21 protein-coding genes and 2 pseudogenes are annotated in these 24,498 nt (G+C 35.5%); 6 read left to right on the top strand and 17 right to left on the bottom strand.

The genetic code is table 11. From position 1 onward, the window contains the following. Positions 1–590: 590 nt before the first annotated feature. The 7 genes and pseudogenes from AC1F25_RS11495 to AC1F25_RS11465 all read right to left on the bottom strand — a co-directional run. Positions 591–1,154, bottom strand: coding sequence for a restriction endonuclease subunit S (locus AC1F25_RS11495; RefSeq protein WP_002294754.1), 564 nt, complete (start codon positions 1,152–1,154; stop codon positions 591–593). Positions 1,155–1,168: 14 nt separating this feature from the next. Beyond that, positions 1,169–2,212, bottom strand: a complete 1,044-nt coding sequence (locus tag AC1F25_RS11490; RefSeq protein WP_002292292.1) for a YncE family protein — start codon at positions 2,210–2,212, stop codon at positions 1,169–1,171. Between the two features lie 192 nt (positions 2,213–2,404). Further along, entirely contained in the window at positions 2,405–2,809 is a 405-nt protein-coding gene (locus AC1F25_RS11485) for an organic hydroperoxide resistance protein (protein WP_002292291.1), read from the bottom strand. 167 nt (positions 2,810–2,976) lie between these two features. Then, a pseudogene (locus tag AC1F25_RS11480) lies at positions 2,977–3,610 on the bottom strand (DUF998 domain-containing protein). A gap of 265 nt (positions 3,611–3,875) precedes the next feature. Beyond that, a complete protein-coding gene (locus AC1F25_RS11475; protein ID WP_151669094.1) occupies positions 3,876–4,928 on the bottom strand; it encodes a PTS sugar transporter subunit IIC in 1,053 nt (350 codons plus the stop codon). Positions 4,929–4,940: 12 nt separating this feature from the next. Continuing rightward, complete coding sequence (locus AC1F25_RS11470; RefSeq protein ID WP_002291914.1) at positions 4,941–5,879, bottom strand: 2-dehydropantoate 2-reductase; 939 nt, start codon at positions 5,877–5,879, stop codon at positions 4,941–4,943. A gap of 450 nt (positions 5,880–6,329) precedes the next feature. After that, positions 6,330–6,752 (bottom strand): annotated as a pseudogene (locus AC1F25_RS11465) (hypothetical protein); the annotation flags it as partial. A gap of 71 nt (positions 6,753–6,823) precedes the next feature. Between AC1F25_RS11465 and AC1F25_RS11460 the strand changes: the two are divergent. Continuing rightward, a protein-coding gene (locus AC1F25_RS11460) for an IS3 family transposase (RefSeq protein ID WP_479994117.1) occupies positions 6,824–7,986 on the top strand; the annotation gives its coding sequence in 2 pieces (ribosomal slippage) (positions 6,824–7,100 and positions 7,100–7,986; 1,164 coding nt in all). 406 nt (positions 7,987–8,392) lie between these two features. Here AC1F25_RS11460 and AC1F25_RS11455 read toward each other — a convergent pair. The 6 genes from AC1F25_RS11455 to rlmH all read right to left on the bottom strand — a co-directional run bounded on the left by AC1F25_RS11455 (position 8,393) and on the right by rlmH (position 15,218). Continuing rightward, positions 8,393–9,565, bottom strand: coding sequence for an MFS transporter (locus AC1F25_RS11455; protein WP_086325337.1), 1,173 nt, complete (start codon positions 9,563–9,565; stop codon positions 8,393–8,395). Positions 9,566–9,567: 2 nt separating this feature from the next. Next, a complete protein-coding gene (locus AC1F25_RS11450; protein WP_002331978.1) occupies positions 9,568–11,817 on the bottom strand; it encodes an alpha-galactosidase in 2,250 nt (749 codons plus the stop codon). Between the two features lie 96 nt (positions 11,818–11,913). Beyond that, the gene (locus tag AC1F25_RS11445) at positions 11,914–12,768 is read right to left on the bottom strand and encodes an AraC family transcriptional regulator (protein WP_151669101.1); all 855 of its coding nucleotides are present in this window, start codon (positions 12,766–12,768) and stop codon (positions 11,914–11,916) included. Between the two features lie 86 nt (positions 12,769–12,854). After that, positions 12,855–13,763 carry an IS982-like element ISEfm1 family transposase gene (locus AC1F25_RS11440; protein WP_002331980.1) on the bottom strand — a complete coding sequence of 303 codons (909 nt, stop codon included), beginning with the start codon at positions 13,761–13,763 and terminating at the stop codon, positions 12,855–12,857. 224 nt (positions 13,764–13,987) lie between these two features. Continuing rightward, the gene (locus tag AC1F25_RS11435; protein WP_253248154.1) at positions 13,988–14,536 is read right to left on the bottom strand and encodes a PDDEXK-like family protein; all 549 of its coding nucleotides are present in this window, start codon (positions 14,534–14,536) and stop codon (positions 13,988–13,990) included. Between the two features lie 202 nt (positions 14,537–14,738). Further along, complete coding sequence (gene rlmH, locus AC1F25_RS11430) at positions 14,739–15,218, bottom strand: 23S rRNA (pseudouridine(1915)-N(3))-methyltransferase RlmH (RefSeq protein WP_002287841.1); 480 nt, start codon at positions 15,216–15,218, stop codon at positions 14,739–14,741. Between the two features lie 427 nt (positions 15,219–15,645). Here rlmH and AC1F25_RS11425 point away from each other — a divergent pair, with 427 nt between their 5' ends. Next, positions 15,646–16,935 carry a S1C family serine protease gene (locus AC1F25_RS11425; RefSeq protein WP_151668840.1) on the top strand — a complete coding sequence of 430 codons (1,290 nt, stop codon included), beginning with the start codon at positions 15,646–15,648 and terminating at the stop codon, positions 16,933–16,935. Positions 16,936–16,973: 38 nt separating this feature from the next. On the opposite strand, the gene ytpR is transcribed toward AC1F25_RS11425, so the two are convergent. From ytpR to pepA, 4 genes are all read right to left on the bottom strand, one after another. Then, positions 16,974–17,579, bottom strand: coding sequence for a YtpR family tRNA-binding protein (gene ytpR, locus AC1F25_RS11420; protein WP_479994116.1), 606 nt, complete (start codon positions 17,577–17,579; stop codon positions 16,974–16,976). Between the two features lie 195 nt (positions 17,580–17,774). Then, positions 17,775–18,239: a universal stress protein gene (locus AC1F25_RS11415; protein WP_002292633.1), complete on the bottom strand. Its 465-nt coding sequence runs from the start codon at positions 18,237–18,239 to the stop codon at positions 17,775–17,777. 21 nt (positions 18,240–18,260) lie between these two features. Then, positions 18,261–18,581, bottom strand: a complete 321-nt coding sequence (locus tag AC1F25_RS11410; protein ID WP_002292632.1) for a thioredoxin family protein — start codon at positions 18,579–18,581, stop codon at positions 18,261–18,263. 142 nt (positions 18,582–18,723) lie between these two features. Then, entirely contained in the window at positions 18,724–19,803 is a 1,080-nt protein-coding gene (gene pepA, locus AC1F25_RS11405; protein ID WP_002294156.1) for a glutamyl aminopeptidase, read from the bottom strand. A 199-nt stretch (positions 19,804–20,002) separates the two neighbouring features. On the opposite strand from pepA, the gene AC1F25_RS11400 reads away from it, so the two are divergent. The 4 genes from AC1F25_RS11400 (at position 20,003) to AC1F25_RS11385 (ending at position 24,480) form a co-directional block, all read left to right on the top strand. After that, positions 20,003–20,353, top strand: coding sequence for a PepSY domain-containing protein (locus AC1F25_RS11400; RefSeq protein ID WP_002309710.1), 351 nt, complete (start codon positions 20,003–20,005; stop codon positions 20,351–20,353). A gap of 184 nt (positions 20,354–20,537) precedes the next feature. Beyond that, complete coding sequence (locus tag AC1F25_RS11395) at positions 20,538–21,491, top strand: glycosyltransferase family 2 protein (protein ID WP_002312486.1); 954 nt, start codon at positions 20,538–20,540, stop codon at positions 21,489–21,491. 12 nt (positions 21,492–21,503) lie between these two features. Then, on the top strand, positions 21,504–23,291 hold the full coding sequence (locus AC1F25_RS11390) for a DUF6020 family protein (protein WP_479994115.1): 1,788 nt from the start codon (positions 21,504–21,506) through the stop codon (positions 23,289–23,291). Next, positions 23,278–24,480, top strand: a complete 1,203-nt coding sequence (locus tag AC1F25_RS11385) for a hypothetical protein (RefSeq protein ID WP_086309937.1) — start codon at positions 23,278–23,280, stop codon at positions 24,478–24,480. Before AC1F25_RS11390 ends, AC1F25_RS11385 begins: the two co-directional genes overlap by 14 nt. The last annotated feature ends 18 nt before the right edge of the window (positions 24,481–24,498 follow it).

The following is a 24,498-nucleotide window of genomic DNA, read 5'->3' as shown; positions in this document are numbered from 1 at the left end:
TGTACTTAACAGAGTAGAGGTGTCGTGGAATTCTTTTGTTAACTTCAAATTATGATCTTCTACAAGTTCCTACAATCTAATCTTGGTTGTTTTTTTATTCAACTTGCAACGCTAGCAAGTTCCAGTTGTTTATCTTTTCCAATTAATTTTTGTGATATTTAAACTTCGCCCTGACAGCTTTTCAAAATATAGAAAAGAACACATCCTTATGTCTATTATGCAACAGCTCAATTTATTTAATGTATGTTAATGATTTTGTGGAATGTCTCCTTGGACATGCTATTTCTACTATTTAATGATCAATCACTTGACCTACTAGTAAGTAGAGAGCATGCCCGAACACATTACAAAAATATCATCACTTATGATACGGAGCTGCGTATCATGAGTGAATGATATTAGGAAAACTTCATAAAATAAATCTTTTATACATTTCCACTTCTAGATGGTCATTCATGTTAGAAGAATCAAACTATTTTTTTACTGTCGTAATAATATTAAAACACTAGAACAAATCAATTAAATTCCATAAAATATAAATAATAGACCTAGCATCATCTGGTATAAAATGGATGCTAGGTCCGTTATATTTACTCAAAATTGATTCTACGAATAGATCTTCTTATCATTTCTATTTTAGTAGTCATGCGTTGTTGTTCTTCTAAAGGTGGTAATGGTATAAGTAGTTTAGATAAATTTGTACCATTTACATTTGGTTGCCCAGTTCCGTAAGAAATTTTTTCTAATAACTTCCAATATAATGGCGAGTCTAAGAAGCAGTCTACGTATTCTGATAATAATTTCTCAACTAACCTAATTCGAATCAAGTAAGAAGCAAAAACAGATTCCTCACTTATTTCCTTAACCAAGAAACTTTTTCCCATAGTTCCTCCTGTCCTTGCTATCAAAATGTCATTTTCTTCCAATCTTAAATCAACTAGTTTAGAATTACTAATATCACAGTAAGGCACACTGGACCAATTTACACGTCCCTCTTGTATATCTGTGATTCTCAAAAACTTAACATTGCCTTGTTTTTTCGCCGAATCTGTATAGCCATATTGAATCTTAGTAGAAATACTTCCTAAATAAACCCATAGTCGAACATCGCTAGATGATTTTTCTTGTCGTTCTTTATGAACAACAGTGATCATCTTGAGTTATCCGACTATTTTTTAGTTGCAGCAATCTTTTTGGGACGCTTATTTGCATGAAGCAACGTTGCTAAGTCTAGTAACAAAACATTGGCTAACACAGGATTGGCTTTCTCGCGATACGCTGCGGCGCCACTTTCAAACAATACTGCTAGACGATCTTCTACAACAACGATTTGTTCCAAATACGGTGGAAATTTGATTCGTTTTAGGATCCGGCTAGGAGAGTCCCGCTCGGACACTAAGAGTTCCGAGGTATAAGGACCATAAGAACGACTGGCTAAGAGATAATGGCCATAAAAAGCCACACCTTGAATCTTATCAGATGTTTTTCTGCTCATTGTCACGGTTGGTTGGATTTTGTCTTTGCGGCGAATTGCTGTTTTCATTTCAGCTATCGTCGGCAATAGATAGAAAGTCAACTGTCCTTCACCTTTTAGTGTGAAGTTGCCAGATACCAGTTGATCATTGTTTTGAGTCAAATACGATGCTTGTGGAATCTCTGAGAGATCAGTTGTCAGCCAATAAGCGATTGGCTGTCCCGTCTCTTCAGATGTATCTGCTAAGATATCGATCAAACGTAAAGCGGCTACTCGTCCAGTAGCAGATCCTGTGATTGTCAACCATAAAAGTTCCCGTTTTGTATCATATACTAAGCCCCCTACATGTGGCCGTTTAGGTAAAATCAGCAGTTTGATCGGCTGTCCTGTTTCTCTATCCAGTACATGAATAATAGAATGATGCTGATGGTCATAGCAGTAGGCAGAAATAAACACAAAATCTTGAGAAAAAGCCAACCCTTGCGGCGTCATCCATTGACAAACCTCATTTTCGCCGGTTTCCGGCACCACCATTCTTGTTTCTGTTAATCCAGGAATGTTATATTGTTTTGCTTCAGCCTTTTCCCAAGCTGCTTGAACAATAGGATACCGTTTTAACTTTTTTTCAATATCCTGATGTATCCGTTGCTGCTTCCAATGCTTAAACTTTAGGACATAGTAAACAAGGAGGCCAATGACCAGCAACACTAAAATCATTATTGCTACCCGCTGTGTCATTTTTTTGCCTCCTTGTTCTATTCGATCAATCGTACATATACCGCTATTAATTACCGTAACTACATGTTTCTTTTACTAGCGTTTCTTTTACTAGCGTTTCTTTTACTAGCGTTTCTTTTACTAGCGTTTCTTTTACTAGCGTTTCTTTATAGGATCTTTCATAATCTCATTTATAGTAACATTAAGAATCCCTTATTCTACTATAGTCACTTCCACATCAATATTGCCTCTTGTTGCTTTAGAGTATGGACAAAATGCGTGGGCTTCTTCTGCGATTTTCTCTGCTTGGTCCTTCTCAAGTCCTGGCAAAGAAACTTCTAAAACAACCCCGATTTGGTAGCCCCCATCTTCTAATTGAAATAAAGATACCCGTGCTTTGACTTCAGAATCAGACTCAAGATTATTTTCTTCCAGCATGTGTTGAACCGCGCCGTTGAAGCAAGATGCGTATCCAGCCGCAAAAAGTTGTTCCGGATTTGTCCCTTCACTATGGATTCCTGGGCGGTCGATCTTCATGTGCATACTTCCGTTTGGTGCCTCAACCTCGCCATCACGGCCTCCACGATTGATCATTGCTGTTTCGTACATTTTTTTCATTGAGATCATCCTTTCTTTCGTCGTTCTATATTAAGTGTAACGAGTATTTTTTAATCTGACAAAGGTAATGCTTGCATTCGGCGACATCAGTTAGACAACATCGATGATCAGTGATAGAAGCAGTTTATCTATACAAAAAAAGAAGGGTTCTATGATATTTGGTGTTGTTACTCAAGGCGAGTAAGGACACCAAATATCATAGAACCCAAATAGTTAAAGAAAAAACTTAATCGTTGAAAGAAGCCAATTGCTTAAAGAAGGCAAACTGACTAATCGACGGAATCCGTGCTAATCCGTAAAGACCTGCAATTAGTAATCTAATAACTGTTAAAACAAGATAAAAATGGCTAAGCGTACCTTGACCACTTTGACGATAAAGCAGAACAAGTAACAATGGGAAAAGTAGAAAGCCTGCATAGCCTAGCCCAGAACCTATATTATGGATCCAAGTCGATAGATTCCAAGAGCTTTCATTCGTATTGATACTGAATAACCCAGTAAAAATACAATCACCTATCCCATATAAACCAACTGTTGCAACAGCAAGTATTGCAAGTGTTTTTGATGTTCCAACAAATAGGTGATACAACGCAGGCAACGAAAGAACAAAAAAAGTCCAGATACAACTGACCAGACCAAGAAAGCACGTCTGACTGGACTATCTACGTCACCAAACACACTAATTACGGTAGTCATTTGATTCAGTTTGGGATAAAAAAGGCCAAGGATATACGGTGTCGATAAATCACTAATCACACCTAATAATAAAAAATAAAAACCATATTTTTGCAAAAAAATCATTTTCTTCCCCTACTTTTTAGTGATTATTCGATACATCCAACAATCAAATTTTTTCACATTTTAACACATATTTTTATTCTAGTTGCCTTTTGAACAATCAATAACATAAAGGTGAGTTTCTTCTACATTTTAAAAAATCGAATGGCACTGAAGAGTTCAGTTGTCAGCATCAATCTCCTACTCAAAAAGGCAAAAAAACGTAAGTCAGATGTTGTTGACATCTCACTTACGCATCCATTGATTGAAAATTTCTTAGTAAAATCTACTAGCCTAAAAATTTGAAGACTTCTTCTCGATCATACAGTTTAAATACTTTCTCGCATAAAAATTGAGTAATTAGTGCCGCAAAAACAGGGATGACTAACCAACAAAGAACAACAAGAAAGCCATTTAGCCCTGCATCTAAAGAAGCCAACGGACCAACAAGTCCGACCACGCCGAAACCAGCAGAAGCAGGCGTACCTGAAATAGAAAATAGAGCGACAGGAATAGCTGTAATCACTGCACTAACTAAACAAGGAATAAGAATCACAGGTTTTCTAAATAGATTAGGCATCATCATCTTCATAGCGCCTAAAGCAATCGCAATTGTCACACCTGACTTATTAACCTTCCAAGAGTTCACTATTAAAACAAAAGTGGTTGCAGCTACGCCCATCGCAGCCGCACCAGCAGAAACACCATCTAGTTGGATTGCCATTCCGATTGCTACTGTTGAAATAGGAGAGATAATCAAAAAGGCAAAGGAACAACCAATCAAGATAGACATTAACAGCGGTTGTAAGGTAGTGAAGTTATTAATCAATGATCCAATTGCAGAAGTAATTGCTGTTACAAAAGGGAATAAATAAAAACCAAGTAAACCTGCACCTACACCTACAACAATCGGTGTTAACACAATCGACACTGACCCAAAACTATTTCCAATCAGTAAAATCAGCCCGACAGCAATCGATGCTGTCAGCATCGTATTAATAATATCGCCTGTACCAGCACCAACGTAAACACCCGTTTCACCCAAATCAGGTGTGAATTTGACTACACCAGAACCAACAAAAGAAGCTCCGGCTACAACCATCATTCTCATCGGATCAAATCCAAATTGTAAGGCAATCAAACCACCAATGATCAAAGGTGTTGCTAGTTGAAAAATAACTGCTAACTGTGCGATCGTTACCGCAAAGGGATACGCACTAAAATATTTTAAAATGGCACCTAATACTGCATTAGGAATCAATCCAATAATGATTCCTGTTGCTGTACCAGCGAGGACTTTATTCAGAAAAATTTTCGGTGATATTTTTTGTGAAGTTTCCATTCAATCTCTCCTTTATTTTACGTTCAAACTATCTTCTTTTGCATGGACAAGCTCAGTCAAGAAATCACAATAAGGCGTCGCAACACCATATTTCTTCCCTTTTCTAGAAATTGCGCCATTGATATAATCGATTTCTGTTAATCGATGGTTCTTAATCAAGTCTTGATACATTGAAGGATAATGTAACCCAATTGTTTCCGGGTCAAAACAAGATTCACAATGTGCAATGACTTCTGGGACATCTAGTTCAATCTTCTCTACTGCTGCTACTTTGGCAAACTCATTGACAATCGTCGCCACCATTTTATGAGCAGTCGATGTTTTTCCTAGCTCAGCCATATTAACGTCTAAGATTGTGCATAGTCCGTTCATTGTTCCGTTCACACATGCTTTGCGATAAATAGAATAGTGAATATTGTCAGAAAAATGAGCATTTAATCCTGATTCAGACAATTTGTCTGCTAATTTTTTTGCAGCTGCTTCTTTTCCATCACCTAAATTTTGTAATTCTACTGAACCACTTCCAAATAATTTGACCTGACCAGGACCTTCAAGACCTGCCGTCCACATGGTATTTCCAATATAGATATTTTCCATTGGTACAAATTTCTCAATAATATCTTCATGCCCGATACCATTTAATAGACATAAGACCTCTGTATCTTTTTTGATTAATGATTGGATATCCTGCAGCATTTTTTCCAGCTGCATCGCTTTGGTAAATAGAATAATCAGATCAACTTGATCTTCTTTTTCTACTTCGGATTGAAGAACGATTGGTAGTTTTGCTTCTACCTCTTTACCATTAAAATTTGCTTGTAATCCATGTTCTTTGATTTGTTGGACATGTTCTGCCCAGCCATCGATTAATAATACTTCGTTCCCACTTTGGTGAAGCATCAACCCAAAGCGACTTCCCATTGCGCCAGCGCCTGCAATTGCTATTTTCATTGATTCTTCCTCCTTTTTCTTTCTATTATACTCATTTGAGAATCTTTTCACAACCTCGTTTTGTTATTCTTCTCTTATTTATCATGTTTATATCCACCATTCAAGTTATTTTATCAGCAAATCAATAAAAACTGGAATAGAATCCCAATTTTATCGTAAGAGAAACTAGACTAGCAATAAGAAAATAGAAACATTCATAGAAAAAACCTCACTCCTCTGATTATAAAAGAGGGGGCATTAACCTCGTGTATACTAAAACCTTCCATTCATTCGATGGATGATTTTCTTTTTGTGAAAAAATATTCATTGTAGTACGATGTTGCGCAACACAGACGGATGGTATTGCTTATTATTTATTAAAATCGAACAATACACTTATTTAAAAACTTCTTTCCCAGATTTTCTTCCATTTTTACAGTTATAACTAGTATTATCATGAAAAATAGCCTTTTATTGTCTATGGGAATAATAATTTAAAATTGGTACTTTTTTATTAATTAGTTCATCGCCCAATAATCTCTCCAGTTTCTTAGCATCTCCTGACTCAACCGGAATTATCCAAGCCCAGTCCAAATAATTTTTTAAAATCTCATCATATTTTGCAAATATTTCATTGCCATATTCCGTCCTTAAAATTATATTTTCAGTGCCAGACAAGTGATTTGTATTGAGTTGATAAAAAAGATCTCCATCTAAAAAAATATCATTAGAAGAAGATTTCCCCACAGTAATGACCATTCCATCAGCTCTATGTGTTACATACAAATAATTGTATGACCTCATTTCACCTAATGAATCAATTATTTCTTGCCCTTTAGCTCTAATATATTGATCTCTATTACCTATCTCACTCTTATTTAACAAAAGTTTGGATAGGCTACAATTAACTAGACAGAAAAATTAAGGTGTGTAGACTAGAAGAAAAAATACCAGGAGGAATTTTTATGTCTAAGAGAACACGAAGAACTTTTTCACAAGAATTCAAGCAACAAATCGTCAATCTTTACTTAGCTGGAAAGCCACGTGTAGAAATCATTCGAGAATATGAACTAACGGCTTCAGCATTTGACAAATGGGTAAAGCAATCTAAAACGAGTGGTTCATTCAAAGAAAAAGATAATCTTACGCCTGAACAAAAAGAATTGTTAGAACTACGTAAAAGAAACCAGCAATTAGAAATGGAAAATGATATTTTAAAGCAAGCAGCGCTGATATTCGGACGAAGAGACAAGTAATCGATACGAATAAGCATCTTTACCCTATATCAGCGATGTGCAGAATATTAGGTCTATCACGTCAGTCCTATTATTATCAATCAAAACCAAAGAAAGACGAATCAGAACTTGAAGAAGTAGTCACTGAAGAATTTATCCGCAGCCGAAAGGCCTACGGCTCAAGAAAAATAAAAAAAGCCTTATCAAAACGAGGCATTCAGATCAGCCGACGAAAAATTAGTAGAATCATGAAAAATAGAGGATTAAAATCGAGCTATACTGTTGCTTATTTTAAAGTACATCATTCTACTTGCAATGAAGCCAAAACGACAAACGTATTGAATCGTAAATTCTTAAGAGACAACCCATTAGAAGCGATCGTAACAGACTTGACTTATGTACGAGTCGGGAAAAAATGGAATTATGTCTGTTTCATTTTGGATCTGTTCAATCGAGAAATTCTCGGCTATTCTTGTGGAGAACATAAAGATGCCGTTCTAGTAAAAAAAGCATTTAGCCGTATCAAACAACCTCTGACAGAGGTTGAGATTTTTCATACTGATCGTGGAAAAGAGTTTGATAACCAAGCTATTGATGAATTATTAACAACTTTTGACATCAATCGATCATTGAGTCATAAAGGCTGTCCTTTTGATAATGCCGTAGCTGAATCAACTTATAAGTCGTTGAAAGTAGAATTTGTCTATCAATACACATTTGAAACCTTACAACAATTGGATTTGGAGTTATTTGACTATGTCAATTGGTGGAACCACCTTCGGTTGCACGGTACACTTGGCTACGAGACACCGGTTGGTTACCGTAACCAGAGATTGGCGCAGCGAATCCTTGATAATGAGCTCGGATGTGCTAACGCTAGCGAGGCAGTCTAACTTTAATTGTTAGCTCCTGCCGAAGATCGTCACATCCGAGGAGGCTCATTGTCAAGGACAATCGGAATAGCATACGGAAAGAAGTTCTGCACCTTATAAAATTTGTCAAAAAAACTGTTGCCATTCCAATCGTTCATAGGGAAGTCCTCTTTTCTGTGAATGGGTGTGGTAACTTTATTCTACAGAAGGGACTTCCTTTTTTCTATTTACACAAAATATTTTATACACTCTCTATAGGTATTTGAATTTGTATTTTATATAATTTTTTTATTAGATAACATATTATTAACATACTAAAAAGCATTCCGTTGAAGGAATGCTTTTTATAACAACACAAACAATATGTTAGCTAACTAACGAATTTATTGACCTTTATTCAATATCATAGATTAGGTTTAACTATTTTTTATAAGTTTGTCATTACTCTGGTAGTTTTTTTCTTTGTCGCAAAAAACGTTACAAATAAGACCACCATAAATATTCCTGCAAATACAAAAAATGGAGCAGTTAAGTTTGTACTTCTAGTTAGCAATTGTGCTAATTGCATAGAAATAGGAGCTATAAAATTGCCAATATTACAGCCAATAAAAATCAATGAAGTAGCAAAATTAATTGTATCCTTTGTAGTTACTTTATCTAAGTTACTAAAGATAAATGGGAAACACCACGATCCTGTTATACTTGATAAAAATAAACCTGTTAGCAGGAACGCCATATTACCATTTGACGTAGCAATTAACAAATTTGAAATTATAAAGAATATAATTCCCAAGTATAGGGTTCCTTTTCCTATCCACTTATTTATTGGTCCAAACATAAATCCTGCTAGTATTCCTAAGATAGGCATTAGAGCTAAATAGTTACTAGCATTAAAGTTTACCCCTTTAATTTCAGTTGCAATCGATGCAAATCGGACAGAAATAGCAATGCTATTCATTACGAGTAAGATTGCAAATAGGACTAGAGCAAAAACCATTGGATTCATCTTTTCTTTTATATGATTTTCAGGTATGTCGCTATTTTCATCTCTAATTTCAGGAACTTTTAGCGCGAATAAGAGAGCTACAGGAAACGCAATTGCATAGACTAAAAACGAAGCCGTCCAATTAATGTTCACTAAAACTCCAGCAAGAAAAATAAGAATTGTCTGACCTAAAGCTTCCATTGAATTTCTAATACCTAATAGTGTTGCTCTAGTATTGCCAGAATATAAAGAACTGATATATGTCACAGCCAATGAATTATATAATCCTAAACCGGCTCCTAATATTACTCGACTAATAAGAACGGTTTGGAAGGTAGCTGTAAATACTGGGATAATTCCTCCTATACCAGCTAATAATAAACCTAAAATTATTGTATTTTTCATTCCTATTCTTTTGGCAAAGTAACTAGATAATAAGATAAACACAATAACAGTTATACTTGGTGCAGTTCCTAAAAGTTCACTTTGACTTTGTGATATCCCCAAAGACTGTTTCATTTGTGGAATAACACCATTAATTGCTTGAGAGCTTGTTAACATTAGTGAAATACTTAAGATTGCTCCTTTTTGAAGTAAGCTTTTTTGGTTATTCATCTCTACTTTTCCTCCTGTGTTATAACCCAAATTTTAGAATCAAAATCAAATGTTTCTGGGCGTCGATTCTGATCATTTATTTGTCCACTAGATGCATCTGAACAGACTAGTCCTGCTCTCATCAATTCCGTTCCAGATCGTAAATTATTTTGTCCCACATTGTAAAATCTATCACTATCTAACCCTCTCAATTTCAGTCGGCGATAAGGAGCGTTTACCTCATTCAATGTTTTATAATGGGCTACAATAGCAATCTTCTTATCATGACTAACAACCATCCATGCGGTTTGATTATCATCATCGAAAGGAGATAATAATCTATAGAAAGTACCATTATGAATTATGGTTCTATATTTTTTATAAAAGCTAATTTGTTCTTTGACAATACTCAAATCATCTTCGCTTAGTTCATTTAAGTCAAGCTCATATCCAAATGCACCAAAAAAAGCTACATTTCCTCTAGTCTTTATAGGTGTTACACGATTTGTTTGATGATTTGGAACGATTGACACATGAGCGCCAATAGATGAAACAGGATAAAGCATGCTGGTTCCGTATTGAATTTTTAACCTTTCAACTGCATCTGAATCATCACTCGCCCAGGCTTGAGGAGCATAGTACAGCATTCCTGGGTCAAAGCGTCCACCACCTGAAGAACAAGACTCAAATAATATGTTAGGATATTTTGTTATGAGTTTTTCATATAAGCGATATACACCTAGTACATATCGGTGAAATACTTCTCCTTGTTGGTTTGCTGACAAGTGACTATCAAATACATCAGTTAATGGACGATTCATATCCCATTTAATGTAATCTAAGTTAGATTCATCAATAATCTCACACATTTGATCAAAAATATTTTCAACAACCTCATCTAACCCAAAATTTAATACATATTGGTTCCTACCATGATTAGGTTTTCGATTAGGTGTAGAAATAATCCAATTCGGATGTGTGCGATATAACTCACTATCCTTATTCACCATTTCAGGTTCAAACCATAAACCAAATTTCATACCAAAACTACGAATTTTTTCTGAAAGGCTGCCGATCCCTCTAGGTAGTCTTTTAGGATTTACATGCCAATCTCCTAATCCTGCACAATCGTTTTCTCTTTCTCCAAACCAGCCATCATCTAATACAAATAATTCAATACCAACATCAAATGCTTTTTTAGCAATATTTACCAACTTTTCTTCGTCAAAATCAAAATATGTTGCTTCCCAATTATTAATTAAGACAGGACGGTCTTTTTCTCGCCACTTACCACGAGCTAAGCGTTTTCTAAATAGTTGATGAAAAGTTTGACTCATGGCATTTAAACCCTTACTTGAATAAACCAGAATCGCTTCTGGTGCTGTAAATATTTCTCCTGGATTGAGTTTCCAATTAAATCCAAATGGATTGATGCCAACTTGTAGTCTAGTAACATCCCATGTATCTACTTCTGCTTGAATTAAGAAGTTTCCTGAGTAAACTAGTGCTGCACCAATAGCTTCTCCTTGATTTTCATCAGTATTTTTTCTTTTTAAAGTAACAAATGGGTTATGCTGATGGCTTGAAATACCTCGAGTAGATTCAATTGATTGAATTCCTTGTTGTAAAGTACGCGACTTAATAGTTCTTTCTCTTCCCCAAGCACCAGATAATTGTTGCCATTCATAATTTGCATCGGGTAAATCCAATGATAAACTGCTAATATTCTCGATTATTTGAATATCTTTTCCTTTATTCATAACTCGCGCGCTACGAGTAATAACAGGATAATCTCTATAAATTGTATATAATAATTCTACTTGAACATTTGTAACTGAATCTAAAACATAAACTTTCAATGTTTTGCTTTCATCATTATTATCAACATAGGTAGCAGGTAAACCTTCTAATTTTGGTTTTCCTTCTTCTACTTCGTATCCTTGATATATAAAATCTGTTAGACGAGAGCCATTTTTCTGTAGTAGTGAAATGGCAGGATGTCTAAAATCTGTTGTACCATATTCAGGAAACTCTTGTTTCAAGTGCTCTAGGGAGTATAATAAATCGTTTTCCTTTCTATAAGTAGTCATAGGTCGATGGTGCATTTCAATTAGATGGCTATAATCGCTATCTGGCAAGTTTTCTCCATAATATAAATGCAATAATTTACCATCTTCCGATATCTTAAAAATGTAACTTATCTCCTGATTAAACAAATGAAATTGTTGGTTTTCTGATCGATAAATAATATTCATTTCATTATCCTTATACATAAGCTCTCCTCCGTTTCTTTATTGCATTATAAAAAACGCTCACATAAATAGTAAGCGTTTAAAGTAACGAATATTTATCAAAATCAAATGTTTAGTTTATTCACCATTAATGATTCCTAGACCTAATCTACGTTTTCGATATACTACCGGTGAAACACCATTTGCTTTCTTAAAGGCTTTAGAAAAAGATTGTACTGTTGAGAATCCTATCTTGTCACTGATTTGCTGGATTGAATATTCAGTTGATGATAACAGATCGTTTGCAATAGAAATTTTGATTTCACTAATATACTCTTTTATTGATATTCCCATATCATTCTTAAACAATCGTGATAAATAATTTTCGTGTATCGATAGACTGACAGCAATATCTTTAACAGATAATTTTTGATACGCATTTTCGCGGATTATTTTAATTGTTTGACGAACAAAAGGATTCATCTTTTTAGTAATTATCCCTTCATTCAGATAACTAGCTGAACTTAAGAGGAGTTCTAAAAATTTATAAACTTGTTTTTGTCTGGACAATTCACTAACTAGATTGTCCTGATCATACGATAAGGTTTCAAAAATTAATCCTTTAAATGAATTTAAATTTTCGACTTTAAAAGCAAGATGTTCCTTTCCAACACCGATTTCTTTTAGATAGTATTCTACAAGTTCTCCACTTAATCCCAACCATACATACGACCAAGGATTTTTTTCATCTGCTTGATAGAAAGTAGATACTCCTGGTGGAATCACAAAACCTTGTCCTTTTTTCAGATAGTATTTTTGTTCATTAATTGAATAATAACCTTCACCTTCTAAGACTATGTGTATTAAGTACTGTTCTCGAATAGCTGGTCCAAAACTATGTCTAGGTTCTGTTTTTGAGTATCCACAAAAATTAAAGTAACAATCTCTCAAATGGGTATTAGGCTCTTTCACTAAATATAGAGAATTTTCCATATTAGTCCTCCTAAGTTAGATTTGGATAATTTTTGTTTCATCATGTTTATATTATTACATAATATCACCCGTGGTGCTAGTTAATTTTAATATCCTAAAGAATATCTCAAAGTTCCTTCAAAACGTCGTTGTGCTCGACTTAATAGAACACTGTAAGCCAGTAATATGCTTTCAAATCTACTCTCAAGCCCTTTAACAGAACGTGAGTTGAAATTTTGACAACCTAATTTTTCTAAGGAAGAAAAAACAGTCTCAACTGTTTTTCTTTGTTTTCCAAGTAAGCTGTGGTCTAGTTTTTCTGATTTATCCATGTTTTTACGTGGCGGAACGGATATAGTAATGCCCTTAAGGGCAAGCTTTTCATGGATTTTATGGCTAATATATCCTTTGTCCCCTAGGATATTGGGAAGATTCGCTTCTTCCGATAAAGTCTCTAACACTTTCACGTCATGGACACCTGGATTCGTGATTGAGTAAGTAATCGGAAAGCTAGTCTTAGTAACGATCATATGAATTTTAAGACCATAAAAATAAGATTTTTTTGTTGAGTTATAGCCAACTTTGGCTATTTGATTCAATAGTTTTGCTTGTCTATTTCTAACTGGTTTACATAATGGACTAGGAAAACTATCTATAATTCCGACTAGTTCACCTTTGGTGAGCTTCTTGATGAAAAAGTATCGAATAATCTTGATAGTGTAAGCTAAGTTTGAACTTAAGCGAGTGAATCGACTCCTACTAGGAAAGTCACCATTAGGAAATAAGACGGAACAAACCGCTCTATACGTGGCTCTTTGGCTAGTATAGCCATTAATTATGCCCCATATAACACAAGCAATAATCACTGTATCGCGTTGCTTCAGTTGATCAGTATTTCTTCGGTTTTTAATCTTATCTGGTACACAATTGTGGTATATGTTAGAAACAGTTCTCATAATTTCCTTGAATGTTATAAAAGTATCTGTATAATGTTCAGTATATTTTGATGAACGCATATGTAGTCCTCATTTCTTGGGAGTTTTGAGACTACTATATGCGTTTTTTTTGTTGATTTACCAACATGTTTAGACATTTTCCTCTAGGAAAAAATTAACTAGCACCACGGGTAAATCTTACTAAATAGTTATTGTTTTTTCCAATAACCTTTTGTAGTTAGAATAAACAATACATATTTTGTATTGCTTCATTACTAACATTGAAATTATAAGATGATCTTTTACTAAAAATATTTTACACTCTCTTCAACGATATTCTTGTAAGTAATTATGCCCCAACTAGGATTTGTGGGTTCATTTCCATCTGGAGTTAAAAAAACAAAAATTTTTTTATAGTTAGAATAATTGCGTTCTATATATCTTTGGTATTTATTAAGTTGCCCTCCAGACTCCGAAGACAGAATTTTATTTTCGATGCACACCACTATTTTATTTTTTTCCGATACCAATAAAATATCAATATTCTTATTTTCTCTATAAACAATTAAATCTTCATAGCTATTAAGTAAAGCATCAAAATAATTGATAGCAACTTTGGTATCATCATTAGAATCTATATACCTTTTCAAAAACATTTTAAAAAACTCATCAGATAAATTGTGGGTTTCATTTGGAGCAAACAAAAAAGCTAAAAAATTACTATGTCTTATTTCATTTTTAGATAGCTTAAGTATCTGAAATATATTTGTTTTCCTAGTCCATTTAGATAGTTTTTCTTCAATATCATCCATATCCTCCAATAGATTTTTTAAACACTTTTTTTCATCTATCATGTTTTTTCTCCTTGCCATTATTCTAACTAAAATTTTACGTATTTGTTTCTATGTCTACATTATCTTTTTAACAGTATCTATTTTTCTTTTGCAACTTACTTGGCTACCAAAGCAAATAAAAAAGTTATTTATAAATTTCTCCCTACCACTACCTATTGCTATTATTTAAAATAGGGATAATTTTTTCTCTTAAAAAATATCATTATTTGTGGTATGGAGCCCCCGCGTTGATCCGGAAGGCACGGTAGATTTGCTCGACGAGGATCAGGCGCATCAATTGATGTGGATACGTCATTTTGCCAAAAGAGATCTGAGCATTGCTTCTTTTCATGACGGCTTCGCTGAGTCCTAAAGAACCGCCGATAACAAAAACAAGGTGGCTTTTTCCTTGGATACCTAATTGGTCGATTTGTTTAGCAAAAGATTCGCTTGTGGGATTTTTCCCTTCAATTGCTAAGGCATAGACGTATTCTTGTTCTTTGATTTTCGCTAAGATCCGTTCTCCTTCTTTTTCTTTTACTTGTCTCATTTGCGCTTCGCTTAAATTCTCCGGGGCTTTTTCGTCAGGAACTTCGATCAATTCGATTTTCGCATAGGCATTCAGCCGTTTGACATACTCATTGATACCTTGGATCAAGTATTTTTCTTTTAATTTTCCTACTGAAATAATTTTGATATTCATGTTTTCTCTCCTTTGATCTTCACGCTCACTTTGTTTATTATAATCAATTTTTTCGTCTATATGTTTATTTTGACTATTTTTGTTAAAAAGATTTCCCCAACAGTTATGCACAACATCCACAGGTTTATCCACAGAAAACAGCATTGTTTTACCTTATTTCATCACATTCATTAGGCAAACATACGTTTTATAAGAATTTATCCACTTTATACACAGGCTGTGGATATGTTTTATCCCTTATTTTTCCAATCCTATCCGCGTAGTTTTACACAATATCTGTGGAAAAAGAAAATCAAATATTTTCATCTGAAAACAATGATTTTTCCTAAAGTTTTTCATAAAAAGTTCAAAGTCTCAAAGTAGACTAAAGTCAACAAATAAGACTATACTAACAGTAGATAAATGAATGTAATTGGAGGAGGAACACATGGATAGAAAAAATGTGACACCAAAGATGAAAAAAAATAAAAATAATAGCCTCTGGCGTAAGTTGGGTCTGGGGCTTGTTGGAGGGATCGTTGGAGGACTACTGACAGCTGGCATTTTTTATGCAGCGATGGGCACTGGCAACAATAGTTCTACTGCTACAAGCGGCAATCAAAATTCTGCCGGTGAAACAGTTGTGGAAAATGTCAAAGTCAATGTAGATTCTGATATCACCAAAGCGGTAGATAAAGTTCAAGACGCTGTCGTTTCTGTTATCAACTTACAAAGTCAAAACCAATCAAGCGGTTTTGGCGGATTATTCGGGCAGCAAGAAGAAAGTAGCAGCTCAGATGATAGTAATTTGGAAGCTTATAGTGAAGGAAGCGGCGTAATCTACAAAAAAGACGGGAATACTGCTTATGTAGTCACAAACAATCACGTAGTAGATGGACAGCAAGGTTTGGAAGTCATGATGAAAGACGGTACGAAGGTAAAAGCTGAATTAGTTGGAACAGATGCCTATTCAGATTTAGCGGTGTTGAAGATCAGTTCAGACAAAGTCGAAACGGTTGCCTCTTTTGGGGACTCAAGTGCTTTGAAGGTTGGTGAACCTGCGATTGCGATTGGTTCCCCATTAGGATCTGAATATGCGAATTCTGTCACTTCAGGAATCATTTCTTCCTTGAACCGACAAGTAACAAGTACGAATGAATCGAACGAAACAGTCAATATCAATGCGATCCAAACAGATGCAGCGATCAACCCGGGAAATTCTGGTGGTCCTTTAGTGAATATCGAAGGACAAGTTATCGGTATCAACTCAAGTAAGATCGCAAGTACTTCTGAATCGACTTCTAATGTAAGCGTAGAAGGAATGGGATTTGCCATCCCAAGTAACGATGTAGTGAATATTATCAACCAACTGGAAAAAGACGGAAAAGTGACACGTCCAGCTCTAGGTATCACAATGGTCGACTTATCTGCCGTTTCTACTCAGCAACAAGAACAAATCTTGAAGATTCCTTCATCTGTAACTAACGGTGTCATCGTGACAAATGTCCAAACAGCTACACCGGCAGAAAAAGCTGGGTTGAAACAATACGACGTCATTACTAAGATCGATGACAAAGAAGTTTCTTCTGGTGTAGAACTTCAATCTGCTTTGTATAAGAAAAAAGTGGGAGATTCTGTCAAAATCACTTACTATGAAGGCTCGAAAGAAAAAACAACTACTGTTGAATTGACGATCGATCAATCGGCATTAAAACAAAATCAAAATAGTGAAAATTAATAAAAAAGAGGTTGTGACAAAGACTTGTCACAACCTCTTTATTTTGGAAATACTTCTCCGACTACGGCATCCTCAGGCAATACTAAGATTCCTTTTTTTTCTGGAGCATTTGGCAAATGCAATTCACGAGCAGAACAAATCATTCCATAGCTGGCTACCCCTCGCAAAGTTCCTGGCCAGATCATCATTCCATCTGGCATCATGGCTCCTGGTTTTGCAACGATAACTTTTTGTCCAGCTTCGATATTTGGTGCACCGCAAACAATTTGCAATACTGTCCCATTGTCCACTTCTGTCTCAGTAATCGATAAATGGTCAGAGTCAGGATGCGGGACGCATGTTTTTACATACCCGACAACGATCTTCGGTTCATGATCAGCTTCAAGCTGTTCTTCGAATCCTGCTTCTTTAATCAATCGATTCAATTTTGCTAATTCTTCATCTGTTAAGCTTACTTGGCCGTTCCCTTCAATTGTTAGATGATCGGAGATATGGAAAAAGTTCCAAGCAACAACTTGACCTTGTTCATCTTTGATCCGAGCAACATTCCATTTACGTTCGACAGTGTTTTCTGTTCCTTTATCGTCGGCTATGATAACCATCAAAGTGTCTCCGACGTGTGCTTTGTTATAAGCAAAAATCATGTTCTTTCCTCCATTATCCTTTGCTGAGATTTATCTTAACAAAAAATTGCATTCACTGCATGAGATTTTTTTCATGCTTTATTTCCGAAGAAGCTTCTTCTGGAACACCATTTATTCGTAACAAGGGACTGTGACAAGACTTTTGTCACAGTCCCTTTACTGTTTGATTAAAAAGGTTATACAAGTTCCACTTGCTTAATTACTTGGCTGTTCTTCTTCGTCAGAAACGATCAAGACATCACAAGGTGAATGACGTATGACGTAGCTGGCTACACTTCCTGTCATAAAGCGTTCGACTGCATTTAGTCCAGACTGCCCAACCATGATTAGATCGATTGCATATTTTTTTGGCAATTTGACTGCCATGGATTCACGAACAGAGCCGTATGCAATAATTCCTTCTATATTTGTGTAATCAACAGATTTTCCATATTCTTTACATTCTTCGATCATTTGCTTGGCTGTTTCAGTTTGCTGATCGACTAGATTTTGATCAATAGGAGCATAGCCCATAAAATTATAAAATTGCTGATCGATTACATTTGCTACATATACTTTCCCATTATTACGGCGAGCCACTTCTACCGCTTTTTTGAAAGCAGCAAGTGCTTGTTCACTACCGTCAATACCTACTAAAATGTTCTTATATTCTTGATTCATCTTGACCCCTCCTAACAGATGTCAGCCTTTTATTACACTTTCTAGGAACGATTCGATTTCCTGTTTTGTTTTACGATCTTTATTCACTAGACGACCTAATTCTTTTCCGTCTTGGATCACGACAAAACTTGGGATACCAAAAATGTTCCATTCAGCGGCTACATCTATGTACTTGTCACGGTCTACTTCAATAAATTGCCAATCAGAAAAGTCATTTTCGATTTCAGGCATTTGCGGTTTGATAAAACGGCAGTCTCCGCACCAGCCGGCAGTAAAGAAAAATACACTTTTTCCAGTTTCTACGTAGCCTGCTAATTCTTCTAAACTATTTGGGATAATCATTCTTTTTCCTCTACTTTCTGTTTATGTATTTTTCAATTAAATTATACACCTTTCTTTCGAACTAACAAACATTGATCCTCTTTTTATAAAAAAAATCTGACAAAAGGTTGCTTTTGCCAGATTTTATAGTTTCACTATCGCGTTATTTCCCGTATACGATTGTGTTCACTGTTGATTTATCTAAACCTTTCAATGTTTGAATCAACATTTCTCGTGCAGCTTCAAAATCGCGAATACTGAACATCGTTTGATGCGTATGGATATAACGTCCCACTACGCCAATCACTGTACTTGGGATTCCTTCATTTTGTGTATGAGCAGCACCTGCATCTGTACCGCCTTTTGAAACAAAGTATTGATAAGGGATGTTGTTTGTTTCAGCGATATCTAGCAAGTACTCACGCAAACGAGGAAGCATGATCAAACCTGGATCTTGGATACGCATCAATGTACCTTCTCCTAAATGTCCGAATGTGCCATTTTTCGTCACTGTGTCATCTGCTGCAGAGCAGTCTACTGCAAAGAACAGATCTGGCTTGAATTTATTGACAGAAGCTTTAGAACCACGCAAGCCTACTTCTTCTTGGACATTCGCGCCTGCAATCAATGTATGACCTAATGTTTCATTTTGTAACGCTTCTAAAGCTTCTAATACCATTGTACAGCCATAGCGGTTGTCCCACGATTTGCTGATGATATTCTTCCCGTTGGCTGTTTTGATCGTTTCAGCGTAAGGAACGATTGTGTCTCCTGGAAGAACACCGTAACTCATTGCCTCTTCTCTTGATTCAAACCCAGCATCGAACAAAATATCTGTTACTTCTACTGATTTTTGTCCGCTTGTTCCTCGTAATAAATGTGGGGGAACGGAAGAAGAAATACATGGATAATTCTTACCAGTAGAGGTTTTAAGTGTAAAACGTTGAGCAGAAACAACGTAAGGGTTCCATCCGCCTAGAGGTACGACTTTAAAAAGCCCGTTTTCTTGGATTTGTGTCAGCATGAATCCGACTTCATCCATATGTGCTGCGACCATTACACGAGGTGCATCCGCTTCTTCATGGTGGCGCAGCCCAAAAATGCCGCCCAAACCATCTAACTGTAACTCATCTACCAGCGGTTCCATATGACTTTCCATATAGGCGCGAACGTCTTGTTCAAAACCGCTTGTTCCTTGTAATTCTGTTAACTCTTTGATTCGTTGAAATGTTTTTTCTTCCATATGCTATTCGTCTAAATTTCAGACTAAACTCCTCTCAGACTTATATTGATCTGCGGATAAAATATGATTTTTTCTGCAGACCGATCGTATTTATTATAGCTTATTTTTTCTGGTAGCGGTTATTTATTTCAAAGAAAATATGAGAGTGTGGTAAAATAAACACAAAGAGTAGCAAGTGAGAAGAAGGAGGTATATCCACATGTATGAAGAAAGCGAATTAAGCTATTTTAAAGGCGGTTTAGCCGTTGGGATCGGTCTAGGATTATTGAGTGGGGTAGCTTCAACGATTTGGTATCATCGCAAAAAAGTGTTATCAGCAGACCAAGTGCTTGAAAATATCAAAACATCTTTTTTAAAAGAAGGCGCAATCGAAGGTGCTTGGATCTCTTTTGAAAAAGAACCTATTCGGAAATTCGCCGTTCGGTCGAGTGCTTATCGGGGTGGGCTTTCCCGGATAGAAGATGGCGAAACTGTTTATTATGAATTTTTAGCAGATGCTCATACAGGAACCGTATTAGACATTTCAAGAAAAAAGGGCGCAATAGATTAATACGTCAAAAAAATGAAATAACGAATACGCACCCACTATCTAAAAGAGAGGTATCCTATCCTTCTTTTATAGTGGGTGATTTTTATAAAAATAGGGCTATTTCCTCTTGGAATAGCTAGTATTTGTAGTTATTATACGGTATTCTTGAAATAAGATTAGTTTTATTATATAAGGAGAGTGACAAATGGAATCACGTGAAAAAATTGCCGTGCTCATTCCTTGTTATAACGAAGAGGCGACAATTTCAACTGTTATTGAAGATTTTAAAAGGGAATTGCCAGAAGCAGATATTTATGTCTATGATAATAATTCGACCGATCGAACATACGAATTGGCCGTTCAAGGCGGAGCAATCGTAAAGAAAGAACCACGTCAAGGAAAAGGGAATGTAATCCGTCAAATGTTTTTTGATATTGATGCCGATTATTATTTGATGGTAGATGGTGATGATACTTATCCTGCAGAAGCTGCACATGGTTTGCTTGAGAAATTACGTTCTGGCGAAGCAGATATGGTCATTGGCGATCGTCTATCAAATGGAACCTATTTTGATGAAAATAAGCGTCCTTTCCATGATTTTGGGAATAATCTTGTTAAAAATACAATTACTTACTTATATAAAACAAAAATTCGCGATGTCATGACCGGCTATCGAGGATTCAATCGAATTTTTGTCAAAAGCTTCCCTATTATGAGTTCTGGTTTTCAAATCGAAACAGAATTGACGATCCATGCTTTAGATAAAAAATTCAAGTTCGTTGAGATCCCAATCGATTATCGCGATCGTCCTGAAGGTAGCGAATCAAAATTGAATACATTCTCTGACGGATTCAAAGTGATCATGATGATCATCAAAATGTGCAAAGATTATAAACCTTTGCTTTTCTTTGGGGTCTGGACCATCTTCTTCTTTTTATTTGGATTGGTCACGGGGATTCCTGTGATTCGTGAATATATGCTGACAAGCTTTATTACACGCATCCCTTCTGCGATTTTAAGTACGGGATTGATGACTTTAGCCCTTCTTTCATTAGTAACAGGGTTGATTTTGGATACGGTCGTCACAAATGCCAAGAAAGAATATGAATTGAATTTATACCATGTCTACCACGAATATCAAAATAAAGAAATGAAGTAGGAGGCCTTTTTTATGCATAAGAAAAAGGAGAATCTATTTCCTGCTTTTTTTGCCACTTTATTTGCGTCAGGTTTTGCTTTTTTTACTTCTTATGGTTTAGGAACTTTGAATCCAGTAGTAATCATTGGTTTAGCCATGGTTTTGCTACTTGCTTTTAAGCAATATAGAATAAAGTTGTTTTCAATAAAAAACAAAGTTGCAGCTATTGCCCGATTGTTTTTTTCTGTAGCTTTTGCTCTTACACTTTCTATTGGCAGACAGATACAATTTCAGTATGTCTCAGCAAACTATACAAAGACAACGATTGCTGATGGAAGTATTTTTTACTTTCTTGTTTTTTTCTCCGTTTTTGTGTATTCTTTTTTATTTTTACAATCGATTTATTTATCAATGCCAAAACTGGAAATATTTTTTACTGCTAAAAACGCACAGGCTTTCTCTTCAAGAAAATATTTTTTATTCTTTACTGTCTTTTTAGTTCTGTGTTGGCTTCCTTATCTGTTGGCATTGTATCCTGGAGTGGTTTTGCCTGATTCGTTAAGTTCGGTCGCCCAATCTATGGGTGATGTTCCTATAAGCAATCATCATCCAGTCTTATTCACCTTGCTGGTCAAGCTATTTGTTCATGATTTACCAACTGATACGATCAATCACGGTGTATTTTTATTTTCTATTTTCCAAACATTGATAACAGCTTCAGCGATAAGCTATTCTCTTTGCTGGCTGTTAAAAAGAAATATCCATTTTTTTCCGGTACTCATTAGTTTATGCTATTTTGCATTTGCACCGGTTTTTCCAATCTACGCCTTGAACATGCAAAAAGATACTTTGTTCTCTATCGCCTGCTTTTTATTTTCCTTAGCGGTTTTTGACTTTATTTTTCAACGAGAAAAGCCAACGATTCTCAATCAGATTTACGTAATCATCCTTGCTTTACTGACTACCTATCTAAGAAATAATGGGATTTATGTAGTAATCGGCACAGGTTTGATTTGCGGCTTGATTGTTTTGAAACAAAAAAGGTATCAAGCGTTCTTTCAAGTGGTACTCGGTTATACAGTGATTGCTGGACTACTCATCCACCCGTTGCTGGCTCGTTATGCTATTCCTACAGAAACTGCCGAACAATTAGGTATTCCTTTGCAGCAAATTTCTAGAACCATTGTTATGGATGGTGACTTGTCTAAGAAAGATAAAGCATTCATGAATCAGCTACTCCCGATAAAAGATTATGAATCGTATTCTCCTAGTCTCGCAGACTCAATCAAGTGGCATAAAAATTTTAACAATGAATTTTTGAATACACATAAAAAAGAATTTTTATCACTATGGGCAAGAAATTTACCAAATAATATAAAAATTTATACTGATGCTTATATTTTAGAAACGTTCGGGTTCTGGGTACCTGGTACAAAAAATAGTTACGGCTTTTTAGATACTCGTGTAAATACGAATAATTATGGGATAAAGCAAGTAGATTTGATTGAACATCTTACTGGATTGTCAGGAATGAAAAAAATCATTGATGCTCGTGATTTCTTTGGTTCCGGCACATTATTGTGGTTAGCTATCGGCAGTGCACTTTTAGCAATCTTTAAGAAGAAATATCGGTATTTACTCCTTTTTCTTCCCGGTATGCTTGTTTTTGCTACTATTATGATTGCTACTCCTGTGGCTTTTAGTTTACGGTATGTGTTTGTTTTAGCATTAAGTTTGCCTGTCTATATCCTCTCTCCTTTTTTACTAGATAAAAGAGAAAAAATGAAAACAGATATAGGAGATACTCATGAAACTATTTAAAAAGATATTTTTTGCTTTTGTTTTCTTGATTGCTAGCTATTGCGTACTACTGACAATTACTTTTGTCATTCCGCAGCATTCTATTGAATCAAATGCAGAAAAATCTCTACAGATGGTTGAAAAAGAAGGGATGTATCCTTCTATCAATCAAGGAAATATGCTAGGTACTCGGTTAGATAACTTTACTGATCATTTGATGATACGAAAAACAAAAGCAGACCCTGAATTGAACCCATTGGAGAATGCGATGTCTATGGCGGATTATCCTCGTTATTGGCATGGTTATCAGCTCTTTTTGAGACCTTTATTGCTAGTGATGAGTTTAGGTAGCATTCGGATGATCTACGAAGCTGTTCTTTTTCTGTTGATTGGGTTCACGAGCTACTTTTTAATCAAGCGTAGCGACATCTATTTAGCGATAGCCTTATTAATCTCGCTTGTTATAGGAAATGCCGCAATCTTTTTCTTCAGTATGCAGTTTTCAAATATTTGGATTTTGACATTATTGTCTGTATTACTATTTTTAACAAAACCACAATTGTTCAAGACCAATCAACAATTATTCTTGTATTTCTTTGTCATTGGTTCTTTAGCTAACTTTTTTGACTTGTTGACAACACCGGTCATCTCTTGGGGAATACCTGTGATCATTATTTATTATGTAACAAATAAGTATTTAATGGATAAACGCAGTTCATTGAGCAAACAAGTAGGCAGTTTTGTTTTTACCGGTATCTTTTGGGGATTAGGCTATGGTTTGACATGGGTGACTAAATGGATCCTATCATCGATCATATTGAACAAAAACATTGTAAAAGATGCAATCAACCAAATCCTCTTTCGAACGGAAGGAAACGACAAATACCCGTTGCATCGATTAGAGATGCTGAAAAGCAATATTAGATTGATGTATCCAAAAGTAGCAATATTATTGCTATTGATTACTTGCCTTGTTTTTCTCTATTTTGCTTATCGTAAACGAAATAGCTGGCATCCGTTCCAACTTCTAGTTTTGTTTGTCTTAGCTGCTGTAACGCCGTATATTTGGTACAACATTTTAGCTAATCACTCACAGATTCATTATTGGTTTACGTATCGTACGCAAATCATCACAAGTTTTGCTATACTTAGTGCTTTCGCCTTTTTGATCCCTCCTGATAAATCAAAAGACGAACTGAATTACTTTTAGGAAGACCGATGTACTGAC

The sequence above is a fragment of the Enterococcus sp. M-BR2 genome, assembly GCF_056612775.1.
The sequence above is the reverse complement of the archived record's forward strand: the minus strand, read 5'-3'. Positions and strand labels throughout refer to the sequence as shown.

Excerpts from the sequence above, each read along its gene's own strand:
- AC1F25_RS11495 (WP_002294754.1), bottom strand. The coding sequence starts at position 1,154 with ATGATCACTGTTGTTCATAAAGAACGACAAGAAAAATCATCTAGCGAT.
- AC1F25_RS11490 (WP_002292292.1), bottom strand. The coding sequence starts at position 2,212 with ATGACACAGCGGGTAGCAATAATGATTTTAGTGTTGCTGGTCATTGGC.
- AC1F25_RS11485 (WP_002292291.1), bottom strand. The coding sequence starts at position 2,809 with ATGAAAAAAATGTACGAAACAGCAATGATCAATCGTGGAGGCCGTGAT.
- AC1F25_RS11475 (WP_151669094.1), bottom strand. The coding sequence starts at position 4,928 with ATGGAAACTTCACAAAAAATATCACCGAAAATTTTTCTGAATAAAGTC.
- AC1F25_RS11470 (WP_002291914.1), bottom strand. The coding sequence starts at position 5,879 with ATGAAAATAGCAATTGCAGGCGCTGGCGCAATGGGAAGTCGCTTTGGG.
- AC1F25_RS11455 (WP_086325337.1), bottom strand. The coding sequence starts at position 9,565 with ATGAATAACCAAAAAAGCTTACTTCAAAAAGGAGCAATCTTAAGTATT.
- AC1F25_RS11450 (WP_002331978.1), bottom strand. The coding sequence starts at position 11,817 with ATGTATAAGGATAATGAAATGAATATTATTTATCGATCAGAAAACCAA.
- AC1F25_RS11445 (WP_151669101.1), bottom strand. The coding sequence starts at position 12,768 with ATGGAAAATTCTCTATATTTAGTGAAAGAGCCTAATACCCATTTGAGA.
- AC1F25_RS11440 (WP_002331980.1), bottom strand. The coding sequence starts at position 13,763 with ATGCGTTCATCAAAATATACTGAACATTATACAGATACTTTTATAACA.
- AC1F25_RS11435 (WP_253248154.1), bottom strand. The coding sequence starts at position 14,536 with ATGATAGATGAAAAAAAGTGTTTAAAAAATCTATTGGAGGATATGGAT.
- rlmH (WP_002287841.1), bottom strand. The coding sequence starts at position 15,218 with ATGAATATCAAAATTATTTCAGTAGGAAAATTAAAAGAAAAATACTTG.
- AC1F25_RS11425 (WP_151668840.1), top strand. The coding sequence starts at position 15,646 with ATGGATAGAAAAAATGTGACACCAAAGATGAAAAAAAATAAAAATAAT.
- ytpR (WP_479994116.1), bottom strand. The coding sequence starts at position 17,579 with ATGATTTTTGCTTATAACAAAGCACACGTCGGAGACACTTTGATGGTT.
- AC1F25_RS11415 (WP_002292633.1), bottom strand. The coding sequence starts at position 18,239 with ATGAATCAAGAATATAAGAACATTTTAGTAGGTATTGACGGTAGTGAA.
- AC1F25_RS11410 (WP_002292632.1), bottom strand. The coding sequence starts at position 18,581 with ATGATTATCCCAAATAGTTTAGAAGAATTAGCAGGCTACGTAGAAACT.
- pepA (WP_002294156.1), bottom strand. The coding sequence starts at position 19,803 with ATGGAAGAAAAAACATTTCAACGAATCAAAGAGTTAACAGAATTACAA.
- AC1F25_RS11400 (WP_002309710.1), top strand. The coding sequence starts at position 20,003 with ATGTATGAAGAAAGCGAATTAAGCTATTTTAAAGGCGGTTTAGCCGTT.
- AC1F25_RS11395 (WP_002312486.1), top strand. The coding sequence starts at position 20,538 with ATGGAATCACGTGAAAAAATTGCCGTGCTCATTCCTTGTTATAACGAA.
- AC1F25_RS11390 (WP_479994115.1), top strand. The coding sequence starts at position 21,504 with ATGCATAAGAAAAAGGAGAATCTATTTCCTGCTTTTTTTGCCACTTTA.
- AC1F25_RS11385 (WP_086309937.1), top strand. The coding sequence starts at position 23,278 with ATGAAACTATTTAAAAAGATATTTTTTGCTTTTGTTTTCTTGATTGCT.